Here is a 19315-nt window from a genome sequence, read left to right on the forward strand (position 1 = left end):
GTTATCCTTCAGATTGAGGTTTATCAGCAGTCCGAATTGTCATGCTAACCAGCAAAACATCAATAAAAACGAGCCAACCCCAACCTTCAATTCGGTGATACATCAGGAACGCAGCAAAACCTGACACGGTAATAATAGAAAGAAAATAGAAAAGAAAAATAAATACAGATTTCATTTTTGAATTCCATAAAAAGTGCGGTCAAAAAATTCCAATATTATGTTGCAGTTGCATAATTTGTTTTTTGTAGGGACACACTGCGTGTGTCCGAATTTTAACCTATTGAAATGACTTGATGAGTGAAAAAGCAATGCCAAAGATAACAATCAGCCAAAAGCAGAGAAGTGCGGCCAACAAAATGCGCCAAATCACATAACGGGGTTTTGCCATTAAATAATCAATCACCTTCTGTCTCATTGCGTTCTCTCGCTTTTTCTCGCCATTGCATAAGCTCGCTAAATGTCATCTCGTCAAAGGCTTGCGGTTGCCAGTGGAAAATCAGAGCAATATCGGCCATGGCATCTTCCACCGTGGCAGCGATTAAGATTACTCGGTCGGATTTTCCGTTTCCGAGTTCTTCCCTAAAAAACCGACAGCCGCCGCAGCAAGTTCTGTGAAGTCAGCCACTTCCATTGTGGAAAAGTCCGCTTTGTGTAGCACCGGTTGGGTAACGCGTGGCAATAACACTTGCAAGGCATCCACATCCATTTTCAACACGTCAAACATTTTCAACCCCTTTAATGCCGGCACGGTGGGTTTAATCACGGTGATGTCGGTGATGTGTTTATCGCCACGCATAATTGGTGCGCTAAGTGTAATAATTTTTGAGGTTTCATTTTTCATAGTTTTATCCTTTAATATTCCCCCTCTTTCATAAAGAGGGGGGAGGGGGAGATTTCTAAAAATGCCCCTTTCGGGGCAAGGTGTGTGAAATTAAATACCTATGGCTGCACGGTGTTCCGCTAAGCGGTCTTTACCGTCCATGATAAACACGGAATTGAGCAGATCAATTTCGATAATATCTTTGCCGTTTTCGATGATTTTGTAATAAGTCAAAGGCACGGTGTAGCTTTGTTCGGTGTCGTCGCCTGATTTACTGGTGCCGTTGTCGATTTCACCGAAACGACCACGCATCACAAGTTCAATACTGGTGACTTCTTCGGTGTCGTCTTGTTGATATGCACCGGCAAAGCGTAGCGGTGTGCCGTCAATCGCTCCGCCAAATTGTTTCAAAAGCTCGGTCATATAACCGCCCATTTTGAATTGCGCCTCAAGGGCTTCAACACCGAGATTGACTTTTACCGGTCCGAACATACCGCCTGCACGGTATTCTTCCAGTTTTAAAGCGAGTTTAGGTTGGGTGATTTCGGTGACTTGACCACGATAGGAATTGCCGTCAGCCAAGAAATTCATCAGTTTTAATTTACGGGGTAAAGCCATTTGTTACGCTCCTACTTTTGCGATGTTGGCAGCAAATTCAACCAAATATTCATCGCTGATATATTGGTTAAAGCCAAGCTGTTCTAACGGTGGCACAGGGCAGTAATCATAAGAGACAAGCAATTTCGCATCTTTTAAGGTTGCTGCGGTGTTTAATTCAGGATTGATAAAGGCTTTGCCACCAACCAAATAACCTTTCGCCACAAATTCACGCCATTTCGCATTGATGGCTTCCACAATCTCTTTTACAAGATTGACGGAAATGTCTTTACCTACCGCCCAATCGAATGATTGGGCAATCGTGTCTTTCAGCACTTGTGCGGTGCGGGTGTAGTTTTCGTAGATAAATAACTTGTCGGCAGAACAGGTACGCAAGCCCCAGAATTTGTAACCGTTGTAATTGATACAAGCGGTAATGCCTTGTTCGTTCAAATAATTGACATCAGTCGCACTGTCGTTGATGTCGAATGACAACGGTTTTGTCACACCGGTGACACCGTTTAAACCCTTGTTTGAAATAGACGTATGCCAACCAAATTCTTTATCTTGGAATGCACGCATTGCAGCAGCACGCACCACGGCATAATCCACTTCCGTTTGTTTGGTGTGAGGATTGAAAGAAAGGAAATCACCAAAAATCAACATTAGCTCACGTTGTGAAAATTGACGGCGATAAGTCACAGCTTGTTCTTTCGTGTTGCACCCGTAGCAAGAGGCATACACAAAGCCATTGAGTTTTTGCGCTACGCTAATTAATTCAGTGGTGACATCTTGCGAATCATATTTCGGCACACAGAAAATGCGGGGTTTAACTCCACAAACGGCGGCAGAAACTAAAAACGCTTTCAAGCCGGTGTAATTGCCTTCGTCATCGACACCGCCGATCACGTTGGATTTCATTTGTGATTCATCGGCATTTTCTGCAACACGGATCACAACGACTTTACAATTGACAATATCTAAAATGCCGTCTAATGCACGGGAAAGCGTACCGGTTTTGCCTGCTTTGGCAATGATTGACGGTGTAATGCCGGTGAGCAAGGTTGGTTTATTCAGTGGGAAGGTGTCATTGTCTGCGTCAGGTGCTGTCGCAACCAAACCAATGACGGCAGTGGATGATGTCGTCAAGGTGCGCAAAGCTTCGGAAATTTCAGTGACTTTGACACCGTGGAGATATTCTTCAGACATAATTTAGCCCTATGGTTTCTGCTGATTAAAAGATAGGGCTATTTTGCGTGAGTACGTAGGGGAGTGCGAGCGGGGGAAAGTGTGAGCAATCAATTAACAAAGTGCGGTCAAAATTGACCGCACTTTTATCACGTCCTACTTGGTTGGTATATGACAGCCAACTGATTCGGGCTAAATCGCCAGCCTTCTTCGCTGCCTTTGATGGCATTAAAACACCATTCCGAACAAAAATATTTTGAGCGTTTTTGTTTAATCCCAAACACAATCCCCAACACGCCCCACCAATCGTATTTTGCGCCCGAAGTGCGGTCAAAATAGGCGTTGATTTGGGGCTCGGTGATGTTATCTAGCGGGATTAAGTCCCACTTGGTGCGGTCGGCTACATTGATTCGCTTACAACGCACGCCACCGTCACGTGGGCTTGAACTGTAACAATCATAAACAGGGCGGTAATCGTATTGCCCCCATTGTTCTTGTCGCTCAACGACCAATTCACAGTGCGAATATTCACCTTTTGTGAAAAAACGAATAATACTGTCTTGCAAGCGTTCAAAGCGATTTTTTGCTTTGCCTTTGTAAAGGGCTAAATAGATTGCCATTGGTCAATCTCCTTACTAATATTTTCCAGTTCTTCTAAGGTTTGGGCTTGTTCAATATGGGTTTCAAAATTCTGCTTAACGGCAAAGGTTTTTCCCATAATGATTGCAAACAAATCCGCTTTTTCGATAACTTTTTCCTTGAGTTGCTCAATATTAGCTAAATCGTCCCGCCCCTCGAATAGTTCGGTCAACAACATTAACGGTAATTCGCCTCGTGCCTCACGTTCCTGCCGATAAAAACTATCAATTTCAGCTTGGGAATAGCCCTGCAAATACTGTGCTTTTAATTGGTAGGTTTTATCCGCAATGTGTTGCAATAACGCTGTTTTTCGGTCGGTTAAAAGTGCGGTCAGTTTTTCCGCTGAAATCTCCCAGTTTTTACCGTCCCAATCATATCCATCTGACGGGCGGGGCGGGGTCGCTTTCACTTTGCCGTCTAAAATATAAAGCTCGCAACCTGCATCACGTTTAGCGATAAGTTCATCATATTCTGCCTCTGACACGTTGATAGCGTTTGCCGGAATGTTGTGGATACCCTCAACTAAAAAAGCATTGATCGTTTCGTCAAAAAAATACATAAATCCTCCTTATCGTCCAATCGCAATCCAGTGCGCATTTTGGGCATCTCCCTCAAATTTTCCTTTGTGATAAAACTTGGTGTTGCTAATATTGGTGATGATATATGGCTCGTAATTTCTTCCCTCACCTTGCGTCCCCACAACGGAAAAGCAGCTATTCGGAAAAGCAATCGGGAAATTGACCCAACCGCCATTTGCTTTACCCCATTGCATAATTAAACCGTTCGGCAGTTTGCACCAACCGTTACCGGATAGGTTTTGAGTAAAATCTTCCAACAACGCTACCGTGCCACCTTTCGCCGGTAAATAAATTTCGTGTGAGTTTTGCGTCCAGAATTTCCAACGTTTGTCCGGTAGAGGTTCAATGCGGCTGTCCCAGTTGCCGGCACTGCCACGGCGCTTAAAATTCGCCCCACCGTAGTCACTATTGTTAATCGTGGTTTCAACGTAAGCATGGTTGGAATAATGAACGCCATTAAGATCTTCAACCAATGCCACCGTACCGCTTTTTTTCGGGAAATACTGTGCGTAATACTCCGTTGTCCCATCCGGGCTACGATAGCTCGCTTTCCCAATATTGCTGTGGCTATCAGGCGTAGATTCAAACCTAAACTCTTTACCGCTTGAGTTGTAAAGTTTTAATTTTGAATAATCGCCATTACGGATAGATAAATCACCTGTCATCGTATCGCCACTTTTGTTGACTTTATCCAAGCCATCAATACGCTTCCAGTTATTCCAACCTGCGTGATTTTTACCTCTAGCATAAATGTGATTATCGTGATAAGTGATGTAAAGCTGCTGTGCGCCAAAGCCGGAGCTTTCAGTCACTATCAGCTTTCCCGCTTGCTGAATCGGATAATGTCGACCCGATGTCGAATTAGGATCTAAAGATTGCCCGTAAATGCCGGATGCCGTAATATTATTTAAATCATCATTTGTTAAAGCTCGTTTTGATGCGCGACTATTAGCATTTGTGTTTGCACTATTTGCAACAGACCGCACTTTTTGAAGTTCGGCATTGACCCAACTTTGATAGGCGACCGTATCACCATTATCGCCAATATGTGGGAATGACAAATAAACCTGCGTGCCACTATTAGGCATCCATTTCATATTAAATCGGCGATTGCCTGCTGTGTGGCTATCCGGATGAACCTCTAAATGCCAGATATCTTGTTTTGCACCAAATTCATAAGCAGCCCATGCACCGTTTACGCTTTCGGCTTTTAAAATGCCGTTGATTGACTGATTGCCCGTGTTCAGGATAACTTCATTCGTAAGTGCAAGCGTGCCGCTCTTTTGTGGGAAAAGTTGCGCGTAATACTCGGTTGCATCATCAGCACTACGATAGCTTGCTTTCCCAATACTGTCGTGGCTATCTGGAGTTGACTCAAAACGAAATTCTTTGCCGTCAAGGTTATAGAGCTTTAACTTTGAATAATCGCCACTTTTAATAGAAAGGTCGCCCGTCATCGTATCGCCTGATTTACTCACACGTCCATTGGCATTGTTATTGGCGTCATTCGCCTTATTTAAAGCCGTTACGCCTTTATCATAAGCGGTTTTAGCGGCAGCTGATGTTGCCACCGTGTCAGCTGAATTGCTCCCAACAGAGGATGATTTTTTGCTGTTGGGGATATAGTGACTCAAGTTACGAGTCACGCTATCAATCAAGGCTTTGATTGCTTTTGCCCCTTTTTGCGAAAGTGAAAGCGTTTCGCTGTCGCCGTTGTAATTATTGGTATGTTGGGTTATCCCCATTTGGGTGGTGTTGGCTTTGGCAATCTCGTGGCTATGCCCGCTTTCATCAAAGCCGTTTTGTGTTGTGGCGGTGATCGTTTTCGGCGTAAGTTGTTGGCGGGTGACAAAAATCACGCTGTGATCAACACTTAATGTGACCGCATTTGATGAGGCGACTTTTAAGATCATCCGCAACACTTGAATTTTGCCGCTGCCACTACTTTCAAGCGGTTTAAAACTTTCAGGGCAGTTGGCATAAGCAATGAGTTTATTGTGGTTATCAAATACGCCCATTTCTCGAATATAGAAACCGCCTATATTTTCAGGAATCGTTAATTCCACGATAACTTGTTTATTGTTACGAGGATCAAGGGAAACGGCGCTGACCGGCGCACGGTGTTTTTCACGCACAAGTGCAGTACGGTTTGCTGTTGGGGTGACCGCTCGTCCGTTACCATCACCCACGGCAAAGGTGGTGAGTTGTAACGGCTGTTTACTGCTTAAGGCTTTGGCAAAAGCAGTCGTGCCATAATCGGTTAAAATTGCAAAATATTGTGAAGCCATAGTTATCCTTGTGGGTAGATAGTAATGATCTCGCCTTCTTGTTGTCCGATAAAGGTGTTCAGTGCACCTGTTGGCGAAATGGCGATAGCAAGTTGGGTTAAGTGGCGTGAGACAGGTTTGACATCATTCACCAGTCGCACTAATTCATTGTAGGTTTGTTCACTTAGGCCACTTTCCGGCACTTCCACGGTTAGGCTAAATGTGCCGGGGATTCCTTGCTGTTGAGTGTTAAACCATTCTTTCAGCTCAACTAAATAGCCGATGGGTTCAATCACCCGTTTGACGGCGGCAATCGTGCCTTTGTGTTTATGTACAAAATACGATTGTTTAATCGCTGTTCGCTTGACGTTTTCTGTCCAGTGTTCGTCCCATTTATCCACGGAAAATGTCCACGCAAGATAGGGGAGCAATTCAACAGGGCAGCGATCAGGGTTGATTAAATCCGCAATAATAATGGGATTTTCAACCGCACTTTTGAGAATTTCCGCCGCCCGTTTTTCCAGTGGGGTTGAGCCAATCGGCAATAAGTGACTAGTAATCATCACTGCTCACTACCTCGAGATTAATGTTGGTGCAATAAGCAGATTTTGAACTTGGCAGCACTATGTCGGTTGTGGGACTTAATAACTCCACACGTTGCACGCCTTCTAAATGCAAAGCGGCATAAATACCGGAAAGGCTAATATCACGCCCAAGTCTTCGTTTTTCTTCCGTGTAGGCAGTGAGTTTTTTAAATGCCTCGGCTTTGATTGGTTCATATTCCGGCCCACGGTATAAATGTAATTTGGCTCGGATGCTATAAGCGTGGATCACCGCACTTTGCACAGTCACACGATCACCAATAGGGCGGATATTTTCATCATTGAGTTTTTTACGCACGGCATTTAATACTTGTTCACTTGCCGTGCCTTGCCCGATTCGGCTTAAAATGGTGACGGTTACTTGTGCCGGTTCTGGGGAAATGACAGACACATCGGCGATTTCGGGGTGTGCGGAAAGGGCGTGAAAGACATAAGCGGAACGAGGACCAGCAACAGAAAGCCCCTCAAAAGCTAGTTGAGTACGCAAACGTAGCGAGGTGTCATCTTCTAAAATAGCCGGTATTTTTGGTGTTACGCTGTTGTCTTCTGCTTGAATGATTTGTCGTTGTACATTGAAGTTGGCGGCAATGACATCAAGATCCGAACCCGTGGCATACGCCAACATCGTGGCTTGTGCTGCCTGATTAATACGGGAGCGTTCAAGCAACTGTAAATAAACCACTTCTTGCAGTAATTTAGTAATGGGTTCACTTTCAATACTTAACCGAGCTTGCCAAAATGGGCGTTCTTCTTGCGGAAATAAAGCGATAAATTCAGCTTTGCGTTCTGCCAACAGGGTTTCAAAATTTAAGTCTTCAAGCACTTTGGGTGCATCAAGTTTGGATAAATCGACAAGTTCGCTCATTGTTTGCCACCGAGTAAGAGTTGTTCATTGCGAATTTCTTGATTATTTTTGCGATAACGCACCACATAACTTGCGGTAATGCCACGTTCTGTCAGTTGTGGTTTAAATTGGGTGATTTGTACCCTTGGTTCCCAACGGTTGATCGCGGTCACGGCACAAGCGGCAAGCTGCAGTAATAAAACGGTGTTAATCGGTCGGTCAATCAACATTGGAATTAAACTGCCATATTCCCGCCGTTGAATACGCGAGCCAATGGGCGTGAGTAAAATATCGGCGATGGATTGTTTGATGTGCGAACTTTCATCAGTTAAGCGTTCGCCTGTGAATCTATTCATCATTAAACTTTTGCGTTTGTGGTTCTTGCTCTTTCGCCTTGGGCGATGTGTACGTGATTTTGTAGGCTGATTGCGCCGCCTTTAATATCACCGCTTGCCGTTACGCTGCCTTGTGTACTGATATTGCCTTTTGTGGTGCTTGTACCGCTAGTTGAAAGTGAACCGTTAATATTGACATTGCCTTTGATATTCACCGTAGGGCAGAAAATATCTATTTGTTCACTGGCATTGATAAAGGCGGATTTAATGCCGGCAACATTTAAGCGCCCGCTTGCTTGGTTGTATTCAATGGTTGCGCCGTCGGCAAATTGAATGACGTGCAAATCGGGTGAATGGCTTGGGCTGTTTTGCGTGTAAAGCCCAACCAGCACACAAGCGGTGGTAAATTCACCGCTTGCCGCTAAAATCACACATTGCTCGTTCACAGTCGGCGGCGACCACGTTTTTGTCGTGCCGGCACGGAGCGTAATAAAAGGTAAAAAATCTGTCAGAATTTGACCGCTCTTTACCCTCACACGGGCTGTCGCATAATCTACTTCGGCAATGGTGCCAAAACGAATCAGGTTATCTAATCGGCGGTTGAATTCGGCGGACATAAAGCCTTTTTTCGGTTGTAATAAATAGCGTTATTGTTGGCGAGATAGGGGATAAATGCGAGGGTGGGGAAGTGTGAATTTTGGGGTAACAAAAAAGCAAGCCTGGTTAGCTTGCTCAGTATCAGGAATTGTAGCAGTTAGGCAAGGATTTCAATGCCTTTATGTTGGACTAATGTTAAAAGTTTTAACGCTGTGCCGGTAGGTTTTTTTACCCCTCTTTCCCATTCGGAAATCATATTTTTACTCACGTTAAGATAATGAGCAAAGACTGTTTGTGAAACACGCTCTTTTTCTCGAATAGCTTTGATTTCGTCCGGTGTAAATGTTGGCACAGGCGTTATACATAATTCATCAAATTTTTTCATGGTTTTTTTGTCCATTAATCCGGCTTCGTGTAAATCTGCCGCATTTTCATGGATCATCGCTAATAATTCACTCATTTTTTACCTCCGGTAACACTTCAATAAGTAACCCGTTTTGGATTTGTAATTCTATTTGCTGCGGTGTAAATGTTGCATAAACTTTGGCTAATTCTTTCAGTGCGGTAAGTTCTTGCGGTGAAATATTATCACGCACATTTTTACTAATTCCGGCAACAAAATAGTTATTTTCATTAATACGATAAAAGATAAAAGAACGGAAACCACCACTGCGCCCTTGACCTTCCCTTGCGAGACGTTGCTTAATAATATTTCCTCCTAAATCGGCATCAATTAAACCTTGTTCTGCCCGCATGATCGCTTTGGGTAGCTCGTTATCTAAAATATGGTTTTTTTGTGCGAATTTATCAAAGGCTTTGGTTTTAAAAATTCTCATTAGTGGTTCATTCTGTCATCTTTAAGAGTATATTAACAAATTAATAAGCCCAATTCAATAAAAAAGGGCTTTCGCCCTTTGGTTAAACCCGATCACGTAAACTATTTCGTGTGCGTGCTTGTTGTTGGTTTTGGATACGCTGAAATTCTTTTGCGACTTGCTGTGCAATCATTCGTTCATCCATACCTTTTGCCGCATTGATAGTGATGTTTACATTCATCGGCTGTGCAACTTGAGCCGTAACGGGGCGAACAGAAATGGGCGGTCGGTGATCTACTTGCACCGGTGCGGCAGTGGCAACGCTCACACCCAACCCACCTGCAATCAAGGCTTGTTTGCCATAATTGAGGGCGTTTAGGGTGTGAATGCCAAGGCGTGAGGTCGCCTCTTTTGTCATCACATATTCGCCGCCGTGAAAAATCCCTTTGGGTTCATATTTTCCACCATTGCCGGCATAACCGCCCGACCATTTGTTGACATTTGGCACTTGGTTTGTGTTGTTTTCAAGGTTGGCAACATTTTGTTTACTTTGTTCGATTTGCTTTTCTGCTTCTGTGGAAAAACCAAGTTTTTCTTTAAACCAATCAATTGTGCTTTGAATTGAACCTTTTATTTTTTCAAAGGTTTCCATTACGCCATCTTTGACTTTATTCATCATATTTGCACCAAAATTTTTAGCAGTATCAACTAAGCTGTTCCATTTCTCATTAAAATAATTGCCAATAGAATCAGTAATAGTCCCAACCTTGGTTTTTAATTCTTCTACTTTTTCGCTAATCGTTTGAGTAATATTATTCCAAATTTGCTTAGCTTGTTCACAGAGCCAATTCCAACCATTGCTTAAACTTTCTTTTACAATATCCCAATTTTTTACTAATAGTACAATTGCCGCAATAACCGCAACAATCCCTACGACAATCCAAGTCAAAGGATTAGTAAGCAAAGCAGCACTGAAAGATAAAATAGTTGGAATTGCAGTAATCATTGTTTTTGCTAATGAACCGATAAATAATGCGATTCGTCCAATCGGGAATAATAAAAAGCTAAATGCGGAAGCCAATGCACCGGTGATACCAATCACTGCGGTTAGAACAGCGGCAATTTTCATTAATGTGCCGGTAAGTTCCGGATTTGCTTTTACCCAATCTTTGATTTTTTCGGCTATTTCCCCCAATTCTTCTGATAGTTGTTTTAATTGTGGTGCAATGGTTGTACCGATCTCAGCAAGTAAGTTGGTGAATGTACCGGTTGTAGCTTCCCAAATATTTGTCAGTGTTTTTAATTGTTCATCAACACGTTTACGCAAAGAGGCTTGTTTTTCCATTTTTTCGGCAAATTCTTCATAACCGTCTTTGCCTTTTTCAATAAGGGTAGAAAGCACCATGTTTACTTCTGCATCATTGCCGAAGATTTCTTTAATCACGGCTTCCCTTGCTTCAGTGGTTAAAGTCTTTAATTTGTCTAGTTGCTTGAATAAATTATCAAATCCTCCAAACTCACCTTTACCATTAGTAAAATTAAGATTGAAATTTTTAGGGAGTAATTTGTCTCCTTTTAAATCTTTAAGTGCTTTTTGTATCTTTGCTGTATCCATGCCTTTTTTTAGCACTTTTCGCATTGCATTTCCTTGAGATGAACCATCCATACCGGCTTGGTCAAACATCGCAACAAATGGCGCAAAGGTTTTTGCACCTTCTAAGCCTTTAACCTTGATTAAATCCATAGCTGAACCAAGATTTTTAAAGGCACCCAACATATTTGTTGGATCCACACCGGCATAAAATCCTTTTTGGATTACATCCATTAAGTCCATCATATCTTTTTCGGTGGTGCGTGTAGCATCTTGCATTTTGGCGGCAAACTCTGCCGCTTGTCTTGGCGGCATTTCAAGTTGAACGGAAAGATAAGCAGCTGCTTCGCCAGTCCCACCTAAAATAGTTTCGACACTCATCCCTTGGCGAACGAGCATTGTCATTAAATCTTGGAAATCTGCTGTTGTCCCCGGTAATTTATCTCCTAGCTGAGTTGCTAGCTTATTGACTTTCTCAAAGGCTTCCGGCACTTTGCCGTCTTTATCCATCATGGCTACTTTTAGATTGGTTGCTGCAACTTCGGCTTGTGCAAATGCGCTAACCGGTTGTGCAATTTTATCTTTCATCATAGTGTGGGTTGCCATTGCTCGACCACCAATATTTGCGTATTGTTCTGCTTTGGTTCGCAGACTATCTACACGTTGTCGATAGGTATTTTGGCGGCGTGTTTTTTCATTTAATTTTTCTAATTTCGTGCGCTGTTGGTCGATTTCTTTATTAGAGCCTTTTATCTGGGCTTGCAATTCTCTTTGGCGCTGTCCTAGTATGCTTGCGCTAACGCCATTGCGTTGAAATTGATTACGTGCTTCTTTTAATTTTGCAATATTTTCCGTTTGCTCTTTTTTTAGCTTCTCTAAATTTTTTTTAGCATCATCTAATTTTTTAGTAAATCCTGCTGTTGGATTAGACATATTTTTCAATGCTGATTTCATACGACGGACTTCAGCATAAGATTTACTTAGTGCTTGTGTATTTTCAGCTAATTTTGATTTCAATGGATTTAATGTGTCACGATATTTTTTTATTTGTGATTCGTTTTTATTATATTCTCGTGACAGTGTTCTTAACTTTGTCTTATTTTCATTTAGCACACTTGATAATTGTTGTGTGGCTTTTTGAGCGTTTTTGAATGGAGCACTTAATTTATCCATTGCGGACAATAACACTTGAATTTTTAAATCTTTACTCATATTATTCACCTAGAAAGTAAACTGATAGGGGATTATGATGGAACGTTCAATAGATTGGATTTTATTCATCGGGATTTTTATTGTTTTCCCGACTTTGGTTTATCAAACTTATAGTGCGTTGCCACATATTAGTTGGTTTTCAATCTGTTTTGTGTCATTCATTGGGGCTGGATTAATTAGTGCCATTTTTGTCACTCCATTTGTTGCGATTGTTGGTGCTGTTTTGGGATTGTTTTCCCGTAACTAAACATTGATTTCTGATATTGCTTTAATTACAAATCTTTCGATCATCTCAATATCTTCATCATTAAAGCCTAGCAATTCACGCTGGGCATATTTCACCTTGAACTCCTTATTTTCAGATGGGCTACTCTGTAATCCGTATTGGTGAACTGAAGCGATAACTGCATCACCCCCATAAAAACCTAACGAAATTTCATCTTGTCCGTAACGTAATTTCATGTGAGCCGGCATAGCGAGTTTTCTAAACATTAATTGACGTTTGATTCGTCCTTTTTTCTTGCCAAAGTGTTTTCTGGGTTTACGGGGTTCATAAGTAGAACCATCGGGATTTTGTTGGGCTTTGATTCTTCTTCGCTGATTTCTTGCCAGTTCTCTGCCAATTTGTTGATAAAGCAAGCGTCTTCGTGGCTTGCTGATATTTTTTAACAGTTCCGCAAAAGCGACTTTGACTTGTTGGATACCATCAGTCATTTTTCCCTATGCCTCACCCTCAAAAATCAAATTATCCCAATCCTGCAAATACACTTTCACAATGCGAGGATCATCAAGCACCGGTTCTTTGGCATAATTCAGTTGCACGCTGTCGCCGTCTTTTTTTGAGATCACACGCTCGGTGAGTTTGATTTCAAAACTGATGTCTGCGGTGTCGTTATTGTTGTAATCCACTTGAAACTTAAAGGCATTTTCACGCAGTTGGGGATTTTCAAAGATTTCCGGTTGATTGGTGCGTAGATAGGCAATCATCGGTACAACCAATGAAGCAATGTCACCGGCATAATCGGTCACAATGATGTTCAGTGTATAGCGATATTCAAAACTGAATGAGTGGCTACCGGTAGCGATAATTTGCCCGCCGTCCGTGTAAAGCTGTAAGCGGTCGGGATTATCAACAAAGTCGGGCAAACTTTGCTCAAGGATTTTGCGCAGTTGGTTGGGCTTTTTCATTTTCTAACATTCCCTTATCTATAATTCCGTTGCCGTTTTTCTTCCTGTTCTTGGCATATCACACAACGGGTGACACCCTGAATGGTTTGGCGGCGTTTTTCGGGAATGGGGGCATCGCAATCTTCACAGTAAAGTCGGCTGACTGCCTTAAACGTGCGGTGTTTTTTCAGGGCGATTTCACGTGCCATTTCTTCAAGTTGTTGTGCACGGTCAAATTGATCAGTCATTGGCTTTTTCCTTTTGATTAAAATCATCAATACATTTTTTCAGGCTGTGATTTTCAACCACGCATAAATTTAAATGGTGCTGTGCCTGTTGGTAGGCTTCCGCCAGTTCGCCGTTGGTGCGAATTTGTGGCGAAAATTGACCGCACTCTGCCGTTTGTGGGCAGAGTATCGGCTGTTTAATGATTTGCGGGGCGGTTGAGCACGCCACGCACACTGTCAGGAATAGGGCTGTCAGCCCAAGTTTGATGTTGTTTAAGTGCATTTTTTAGATCCTGTGTTTGTTGGGTTTGTTGATGTTTTAGGGCATTAACGGCTTGGGTCAGTTGCTTTTGCTGTTCGGCAAACTGTTGCACGTGTTCATTTAATGCCATGTAAGAGGCTTGCCATTTGGCTTTGAGCTGTTCTTCTTTCACCATTTCAGCGTGCCAGTGATTGGCTTGCCAACCTTGAAACAAGATGAGCAGTAAGAGCAGCAACGGGCCAACTAATAACACCCATTTTTCTTTTGAACTTAAGAAGTTAAACATAGGGCTTTCTCCTGTTGTCGGCGTTCAATTAAACCTTTTAGCGGTTTTCCATTTGCATAAATCCAACGTTCAAACTGACCGCACATAGCTTTGCTGTAACCTTTTCTTGCCATTTTAAAAAGCGTGCTGTTTTTGAGTTTGCCACATCCAACATTGAAGGTGATCGAGGTTAAGGCATCAAATGCCCCTTGGGGCATGGCTTGCCCGTTGGCATAAGTGTTGACGCATTTTTCCGCTTGTTGTACGCCTTTGGCAAAAGCATTGGCGATTTCTTTGTCAGTGTAAATTTTGTTGGGAATAATTTTTTCTACGGCTTCCGTTGTGCCAATGCCAAAGGTTAGGACATCAGCAGGGCAGTGATAGGGCTTTCGTTGGCAGCCTTCGGCATTGCCAATGAGCAATAATCCTTTTTCCGAGGTGCGGATCTCATTGCCGTGTAAAGCCACGGTTAAACCAACAATGGCGGCGATACCACACGCCCATTTAGCGCTTTTTCTTATCATGGAGTTTTCCTTCTACTTCTAATTTTCTTAATTCAAAATCTTTTTTCTTGTAATACCAATTCACCACCCATGTAGCGATGGTGACGATAATCCCGACGATAACGCCGACATCGGCAAGCGTAACATTGCTGAACATATTGCTGATAAATCCCATAAATGCGGTAAATCCGCTTGATACATAAGGTGCGTGGCTTTGAATATCTTTCATTTTTAGCTCCAAAGTTGCAGCGTATCTTGTGCCACGCTGATTTTTTCGGCGTCAGGATCGGGCAAATTCACTTCTGTGCCGATAGGGATTATTGGCAAGTGCATTAAATGCGGATTCAGTTCGCATGCGATTTCTAAATAGCCTTGGCTTTTGCCTAAGTGCCGATAAACAATGGCATCGAGATTGTCATTTTGTTGTGCGAGAACTTTCATCAGATCAGCTCCACATCTATTCTTCGGCGTTTCAACATATCGCTAATAGCAAAACGGGCATCTCGGCGGAGTTGGTCGATGATCTCTTTAAGCTGTTCCATTTTCTTTTCGCCCTCATGGGTGCTGTCGTAGCTGGCATAGCGTTCGTATAAATTGGCAACGGCAAGGCAAATCACGGCACGTTGATAACGTTGCACTAAGATGCTTTCTTCATTGATAACCGGCGCAGGAATATTTTTCAAATGAGCGTATTTCGCATTTTCCTGTTGAAATTCGGTTAATTCTTCATTAACGGACGCCATTGCCTCAATCAAGGCATCTTTTAGGCGAAATTCAGTGACAGTGCCGTCAAGTCGCATTTGATTACGGCATTGCGACATCGACAAATCAGGGAAGAAAGGTTCATTGCTGATGAAATCATCGGTGTTAGGGTAGGTTTCGACCTGTTTTTGTACCACACCCATTTCATAATCGGGGGCGAGTTTGATGGAAATTGCACCGTCTGACATTGTGTTTACCTATAAAAAACGCGGGGTGGGGATTCATCAAATGCGGTGTAAATTTAAGAAAATTTGACCGCACTTTGAATCCGCCCCGCGGCTGCGTGGTTTGCTTGGGTTATCGGAAAATCATTCCGTAAAGCACAATAAATGCGCTTGCTAAATACAATTTAAGAATTAAACTGTCGTAAGATTTTTTATTCATAGGATTTTCCACGTTGAAAGAGAGATTAATTGTTGCTATTAATTATTTAGGTAGCTTTTGTATTGCTTTACTTGAATTTATCGCACGAGGTGATACAAAAACATTTGAGATATTTGGATATTCAATTAACACGCAACAAATTCATTTTCTTTCAATGATGATTTTTATGTATTTGACCTTGTTGAATTGGTCAATGGTTTCCAAATGTTTAAAAAGAATCTTGTCTAAATTCCTTTAAATTAAGATTCAGCCTTTTCAAGCTGTTTTCTTAATTTTTTGATTTCACCTTTTACGCCGATTTTTTGATCTAAACCGAGGGCTGATTCAAGGTATTGCAAGGCTTGTTCGGGATTTTTTACTGCAGTAAGCAATCCCAATTCACGCAATAATCTTGCACGGCTTTCGTCCGGCATATCGCAATCGGTGGTAATGCGGTTTGCCTGTTCCAAATATGCCACGTTAAAAGGTTGATTTGCCGCTTGTGCCGCTTTGGCTGCATCGGCAAATTCTTCGGCGATAAGTGTGCCTAAGGTTCGGCTGAAGGGGTCAGGCAGTCGCAAATCGTGAAAAACGGCATAGTCGGCAATGGTTAAGGCAAGGTGATATTCTGCGCAGTCAATCGCCCAGACACACCACGTCATCACCACATTATCTTGTTTGCCCGTGCCGGCAGATAATGCCCCTTCAAGCCAAGGCAGATAATCCGGCAAAATACGTTTTTTAAATTCTGCTTTGCGCACCGTGGATTGGATTTGTTTCAAATCCTTTTTATGGCGGGCAAGCAAGCGGAGCATTTTGTCGTATTCGCTAAATTGGCTTAAATCTTCGGTTTCTGCCGCATTAGCTAAAGCGGCAGAGGTTTCCAGAAAATGACGTTTAGTTGGGCGCATTGGCTTATTCCGTTGTGCCGTTAGTGGTTTCAGTCGCCGGTGCATCAACAATCCGGATGTTTTTCGCCAGTGCCACTGCTTCATAGTTTTCGACCACGTACGCTTCATTTGAAGATAAATAGTCTTCTACTCGGTTGCGTTCCGGCTTGTCTTTAAAGTGACGGCGCACTTTGCCTTCTTGGACGTAGATTGACAAGTTATCCAATGCGGTAATCAGCACCGTGCCTTTCGGGAAATACGGCACAGACACCGCCTGTAAACCGCCCACCCGTTTTTGACTGATGACCGTATCACCGGCGACTTGTTCACTTGGTTTTTCTTGGTTGATTAATGGGAAGTATTTATCCGCTAATAAATCGCTACCCATAATCGCTACTAATTTAGTGTCGTCACGGTATTGTGCGGGAATAAAGTCTTCTTTGAGGGCGAACACAAAGGCATCAAGATTTTTGTAAGTTTTCCCTGTGCCGATTTCGATTTTGCCGCTGCCTTTGGTTTCTTCCGTCATCATACGGGCTGTGGCTTTGGTTTCAATTTGATGTAACCAGCCGATATTGACATCTTGCAATAATGGGTTGGCGGTAAGGTCTGTTGTGGTTGCAACACTTGAGCCGTTAAACCCGATCATAATACGGTCATGGGCAATGCGTTCGGCTTTGAGATTGCCAATACGGGCGACAAAATCAGGAAATTTCGACCAACTATCCAAAGTGGCATAGTTTAAATGGGTGTCAAAGTTGGTTTGCTCACAAGAGTAGGTGTTTTCTTCAAGACTGTGAATGTCTCTTGTTTCACGTTCTTTTTTGTTGGTATCGGTGCGGCTTGCAATCGGGCCTAATACGCCTAAACGCAAGGTCGCCCCCTTCATTTCGGTGACCATCACCACATTAATGCGTTTTAGAAAATCGGAGTTTTCCAATACGGCATTTTCGAGTTTTTGTTGAATGGTTGGCTCAACGGTGAACTGACCGCCTGCGGCAACAAATTCTACGGATTCACCATTGTCTGCAGCAACACCGGCGAAATAATGGGCTAATTTGGTTTTGGTAAATTTATTCATTTTGGCTTCCTGTGGTGATGATTAGAAGAAACGTCCGTCTGCTTCGGCTTTTTCGCCCGCCACTAAAGGGCGTTCGGTATAGTCGGCGGATGGCGTTTGTTCAAGTTGGGTAAACTTGCTTTGAATCGCTTCTTGGGTTTCTTGCATTGTGGCAAATTCCGCTTTTTGTTTTTCAAAATCGGCAGAAAGTGCGGTCAATTTTTCCAAGTTTTCTTTGGTTTGCTCGGCAAGCAATTCGATGGATTGTTCATGCACGGCAAAACGTTCATCATCGGATTTTTCTTTTTTAGCGAATAATCCTTTGATTTTTTCAAGAATGGATGGAGATTTTTCTGCTTCTTCCACAAACTCTAATTCGGTTTCAATGGCGGCGGTGAAAAGGTTATCTGCTTTTAATTTGCGTGAATTTAATCCGTTGTGGGAAAAGGAAAGCATTTCCGTGCCAAGGCTTGCCGGATTGTCTGTTACTGCTAATCCGACTAAATAGGCTTTGCCGGTGTCGGCAAAATTGGTGTCGATTTCCACGGAGGTATAAACTTTTTGCCCCGCCTGATTGAGCTTAATCAAACTTTCCGTTGGGATGATTTCGGCTAATAATTGCAATTTACCGTCTTCACGTTTTTGAGTTTTCAACGCAATTACATCACCGAAACAATGCGCATTTGGCATATCTTCAAAAAATAGGGTGAATTTGATGTGATCTAAGTTAATGCGTGCGCCGTAAGTATTTTTCGGATCATAGCTTTCAGCCATTTCCTCAATCCACTTACGCTGAATTTCACGACCATCTGTGGTTGCGCCTTCTGTTGCAACGACAAACCATTTTGATTTTTTTGGCATGGGTTATCCTTTCAAAGGTTGATGTTGCGCCCATTCTGAAAGACTTTTCACGCCCGTGCGAGTGCTTGCCATTGTTGCATTGCGTTTCACAAATCGCCCCGAAAGACGATCGCACTTATCCTTTCTACTATGGCAGGCAAGAAAAAACCGCTCCTGAGTGCTAGCAAAAGAGCGGTTAAATTTGAATTAGATTTCGTTGTTCAGATAACGGTTGAGATGTCGCCATTGTTCCGGATTGTCCCTTTGGAGGCTATCCAACAATTTTTTAATTCGCGGTTTAGCAGTTTTATAAATCCGTTTGTATTCTGTGACACAGCCATACACTTTTGGCGCAAATGGTGAATCTAACAATGCGAGTGGTTTATATAGATTTTCCAGTAAGAAACGCATTTTTTCATGAGAGAACAGCAACCACACTAGGTTATTAATATCTTGTTGGGAAAAAGATTGTGTGTAAGTGGGGGTTGGCATTGGTAAGGTTGCTTGGCTGATGTGGTATTTCCCCGTTTTGCGGATTTGCGGTAGTACTTCTTCAAATACCCAGTTTTGAAACTCCACTGCTTCAGCTTTGTTGGAACGGAAAATAATGCGGTAGAGGTTGGGTTCGTTGATAAAGGTGAGTTCTTGTTTTCCACCGTTTGTAAGGGTTGCAATTTTATTGTACCCCTTCTCATTCAAGCGGAATGATTCAGCACTTCTACGATTTACACCTAATACTTCGCAAACATCGGATAGGCAGAAATACGGTTCATTGTTGAATGATTGAATACGAACTAGAAAAGATTTGAAATTGAAAGTAGAAATCTGAGTTGTCATTTCGTTATTCCTTTTGATGGAAATCCCAAAAATTGGGCGGTCGAGAGCTCAAAA

The 19315-nt window shown here is 42.6% G+C and carries 29 protein-coding genes; 1 reads left to right on the forward strand and 28 read right to left on the reverse strand.

From position 1 onward, the window contains the following. Nucleotide 1: 1 nt before the first annotated feature. The 15 genes from BKK54_RS11810 to BKK54_RS01070 all read right to left on the reverse strand — a co-directional run bounded on the left by BKK54_RS11810 (nt 2) and on the right by BKK54_RS01070 (nt 12085). The gene (locus BKK54_RS11810) at nt 2-175 is read right to left on the reverse strand and encodes a hypothetical protein (RefSeq protein WP_167366608.1); all 174 of its coding nucleotides are present in this window, start codon (nt 173-175) and stop codon (nt 2-4) included. Nucleotides 176-395: 220 nt separating this feature from the next. Continuing rightward, nucleotides 396-515 carry a GpE family phage tail protein gene (locus BKK54_RS01005; protein WP_077540662.1) on the reverse strand — a complete coding sequence of 40 codons (120 nt, stop codon included), beginning with the start codon at nt 513-515 and terminating at the stop codon, nt 396-398. 29 nt (nt 516-544) lie between these two features. Then, nucleotides 545-841: a phage tail assembly protein gene (locus BKK54_RS01010; RefSeq protein WP_077540664.1), complete on the reverse strand. Its 297-nt coding sequence runs from the start codon at nt 839-841 to the stop codon at nt 545-547. Nucleotides 842-931: 90 nt separating this feature from the next. Next, the gene (locus tag BKK54_RS01015; protein ID WP_077540666.1) at nt 932-1438 is read right to left on the reverse strand and encodes a phage major tail tube protein; all 507 of its coding nucleotides are present in this window, start codon (nt 1436-1438) and stop codon (nt 932-934) included. Between the two features lie 3 nt (nt 1439-1441). Next, complete coding sequence (locus BKK54_RS01020; RefSeq protein WP_077540668.1) at nt 1442-2626, reverse strand: phage tail sheath subtilisin-like domain-containing protein; 1185 nt, start codon at nt 2624-2626, stop codon at nt 1442-1444. 128 nt (nt 2627-2754) lie between these two features. Further along, nucleotides 2755-3225, reverse strand: coding sequence for an enoyl-CoA hydratase (locus BKK54_RS01025; protein WP_077540670.1), 471 nt, complete (start codon nt 3223-3225; stop codon nt 2755-2757). Further along, the gene (locus BKK54_RS01030; RefSeq protein WP_077540672.1) at nt 3210-3803 is read right to left on the reverse strand and encodes a phage tail protein; all 594 of its coding nucleotides are present in this window, start codon (nt 3801-3803) and stop codon (nt 3210-3212) included. The genes BKK54_RS01025 and BKK54_RS01030 overlap by 16 nt, the downstream gene beginning before the upstream one ends. A gap of 9 nt (nt 3804-3812) precedes the next feature. Beyond that, nucleotides 3813-6110, reverse strand: a complete 2298-nt coding sequence (locus tag BKK54_RS11955; protein WP_143541391.1) for a phage tail protein — start codon at nt 6108-6110, stop codon at nt 3813-3815. Between the two features lie 2 nt (nt 6111-6112). After that, nucleotides 6113-6652 carry a phage tail protein I gene (locus BKK54_RS01040; protein ID WP_077540673.1) on the reverse strand — a complete coding sequence of 180 codons (540 nt, stop codon included), beginning with the start codon at nt 6650-6652 and terminating at the stop codon, nt 6113-6115. Further along, nucleotides 6642-7556 (reverse strand): baseplate assembly protein, encoded by a 915-nt coding sequence (locus tag BKK54_RS01045; RefSeq protein WP_077540675.1) that lies wholly within the window; start codon nt 7554-7556, stop codon nt 6642-6644. Before BKK54_RS01045 ends, BKK54_RS01040 begins: the two co-directional genes overlap by 11 nt. Further along, nucleotides 7553-7891, reverse strand: a complete 339-nt coding sequence (locus tag BKK54_RS01050; RefSeq protein ID WP_077540791.1) for a GPW/gp25 family protein — start codon at nt 7889-7891, stop codon at nt 7553-7555. The genes BKK54_RS01045 and BKK54_RS01050 overlap by 4 nt, the downstream gene beginning before the upstream one ends. A 2-nt stretch (nt 7892-7893) precedes the next feature. Beyond that, complete coding sequence (locus tag BKK54_RS01055; RefSeq protein ID WP_077540677.1) at nt 7894-8487, reverse strand: phage baseplate assembly protein V; 594 nt, start codon at nt 8485-8487, stop codon at nt 7894-7896. 137 nt (nt 8488-8624) lie between these two features. Further along, on the reverse strand, nt 8625-8927 hold the full coding sequence (locus BKK54_RS01060; protein ID WP_077496867.1) for a helix-turn-helix domain-containing protein: 303 nt from the start codon (nt 8925-8927) through the stop codon (nt 8625-8627). Beyond that, nucleotides 8920-9303, reverse strand: coding sequence for a type II toxin-antitoxin system RelE/ParE family toxin (locus BKK54_RS01065; RefSeq protein WP_077540679.1), 384 nt, complete (start codon nt 9301-9303; stop codon nt 8920-8922). The genes BKK54_RS01060 and BKK54_RS01065 overlap by 8 nt, the downstream gene beginning before the upstream one ends. Before the next feature lie 82 nt (nt 9304-9385). Then, a complete protein-coding gene (locus tag BKK54_RS01070; RefSeq protein ID WP_077540681.1) occupies nt 9386-12085 on the reverse strand; it encodes a phage tail tape measure protein in 2700 nt (899 codons plus the stop codon). Between the two features lie 34 nt (nt 12086-12119). Between BKK54_RS01070 and BKK54_RS01075 the strand changes: the two genes are divergently transcribed. Next, the gene (locus tag BKK54_RS01075) at nt 12120-12332 is read left to right on the forward strand and encodes a hypothetical protein (protein WP_143541392.1); all 213 of its coding nucleotides are present in this window, start codon (nt 12120-12122) and stop codon (nt 12330-12332) included. Here BKK54_RS01075 and BKK54_RS01080 read toward each other — a convergent pair. The 13 genes from BKK54_RS01080 to BKK54_RS01145 form a co-directional block, all read right to left on the reverse strand. Continuing rightward, nucleotides 12329-12799, reverse strand: a complete 471-nt coding sequence (locus tag BKK54_RS01080; RefSeq protein WP_077540685.1) for a phage virion morphogenesis protein — start codon at nt 12797-12799, stop codon at nt 12329-12331. The two genes, BKK54_RS01075 and BKK54_RS01080, sit on opposite strands and share 4 nt — an antisense overlap. Nucleotides 12800-12805: 6 nt before the next feature. Then, complete coding sequence (locus BKK54_RS01085) at nt 12806-13273, reverse strand: phage tail protein (protein WP_077540687.1); 468 nt, start codon at nt 13271-13273, stop codon at nt 12806-12808. Nucleotides 13274-13287: 14 nt separating this feature from the next. Next, nucleotides 13288-13500, reverse strand: a complete 213-nt coding sequence (locus BKK54_RS01090) for a TraR/DksA C4-type zinc finger protein (RefSeq protein ID WP_077540689.1) — start codon at nt 13498-13500, stop codon at nt 13288-13290. Beyond that, on the reverse strand, nt 13493-13762 hold the full coding sequence (gene lysC, locus BKK54_RS01095; RefSeq protein ID WP_077540691.1) for an Rz1-like lysis system protein LysC: 270 nt from the start codon (nt 13760-13762) through the stop codon (nt 13493-13495). The genes BKK54_RS01090 and lysC overlap by 8 nt, the downstream gene beginning before the upstream one ends. Continuing rightward, nucleotides 13677-14027, reverse strand: a complete 351-nt coding sequence (locus BKK54_RS01100; RefSeq protein ID WP_077540693.1) for a chemotaxis protein — start codon at nt 14025-14027, stop codon at nt 13677-13679. The genes lysC and BKK54_RS01100 overlap by 86 nt, the downstream gene beginning before the upstream one ends. Continuing rightward, nucleotides 14012-14530, reverse strand: a complete 519-nt coding sequence (locus BKK54_RS01105; protein WP_077540695.1) for a lysozyme — start codon at nt 14528-14530, stop codon at nt 14012-14014. Before BKK54_RS01105 ends, BKK54_RS01100 begins: the two co-directional genes overlap by 16 nt. Next, a complete protein-coding gene (locus tag BKK54_RS01110; protein WP_077540697.1) occupies nt 14511-14738 on the reverse strand; it encodes a phage holin in 228 nt (75 codons plus the stop codon). The genes BKK54_RS01105 and BKK54_RS01110 overlap by 20 nt, the downstream gene beginning before the upstream one ends. 2 nt (nt 14739-14740) lie before the next feature. Then, nucleotides 14741-14950, reverse strand: a complete 210-nt coding sequence (locus BKK54_RS01115) for a tail protein X (protein WP_077540699.1) — start codon at nt 14948-14950, stop codon at nt 14741-14743. Continuing rightward, nucleotides 14950-15459 carry a head completion/stabilization protein gene (locus BKK54_RS01120; RefSeq protein WP_077540701.1) on the reverse strand — a complete coding sequence of 170 codons (510 nt, stop codon included), beginning with the start codon at nt 15457-15459 and terminating at the stop codon, nt 14950-14952. Before BKK54_RS01120 ends, BKK54_RS01115 begins: the two co-directional genes overlap by 1 nt. A 435-nt stretch (nt 15460-15894) precedes the next feature. Next, nucleotides 15895-16545 (reverse strand): phage terminase small subunit, encoded by a 651-nt coding sequence (gene gpM, locus BKK54_RS01130; protein WP_077540704.1) that lies wholly within the window; start codon nt 16543-16545, stop codon nt 15895-15897. A 4-nt stretch (nt 16546-16549) separates the two neighbouring features. Further along, nucleotides 16550-17605, reverse strand: coding sequence for a phage major capsid protein, P2 family (locus tag BKK54_RS01135; protein WP_077540705.1), 1056 nt, complete (start codon nt 17603-17605; stop codon nt 16550-16552). A gap of 21 nt (nt 17606-17626) precedes the next feature. Then, the gene (locus BKK54_RS01140; protein ID WP_077540706.1) at nt 17627-18445 is read right to left on the reverse strand and encodes a GPO family capsid scaffolding protein; all 819 of its coding nucleotides are present in this window, start codon (nt 18443-18445) and stop codon (nt 17627-17629) included. A 186-nt stretch (nt 18446-18631) separates the two neighbouring features. Continuing rightward, nucleotides 18632-19261 (reverse strand): BRO family protein, encoded by a 630-nt coding sequence (locus tag BKK54_RS01145; protein ID WP_077540707.1) that lies wholly within the window; start codon nt 19259-19261, stop codon nt 18632-18634. Nucleotides 19262-19315 lie beyond the last annotated feature (54 nt).

The sequence above is a fragment of the Rodentibacter genomosp. 1 genome (genome assembly GCF_001999285.1).
GTDB lineage: Bacteria > Pseudomonadota > Gammaproteobacteria > Enterobacterales > Pasteurellaceae > Rodentibacter.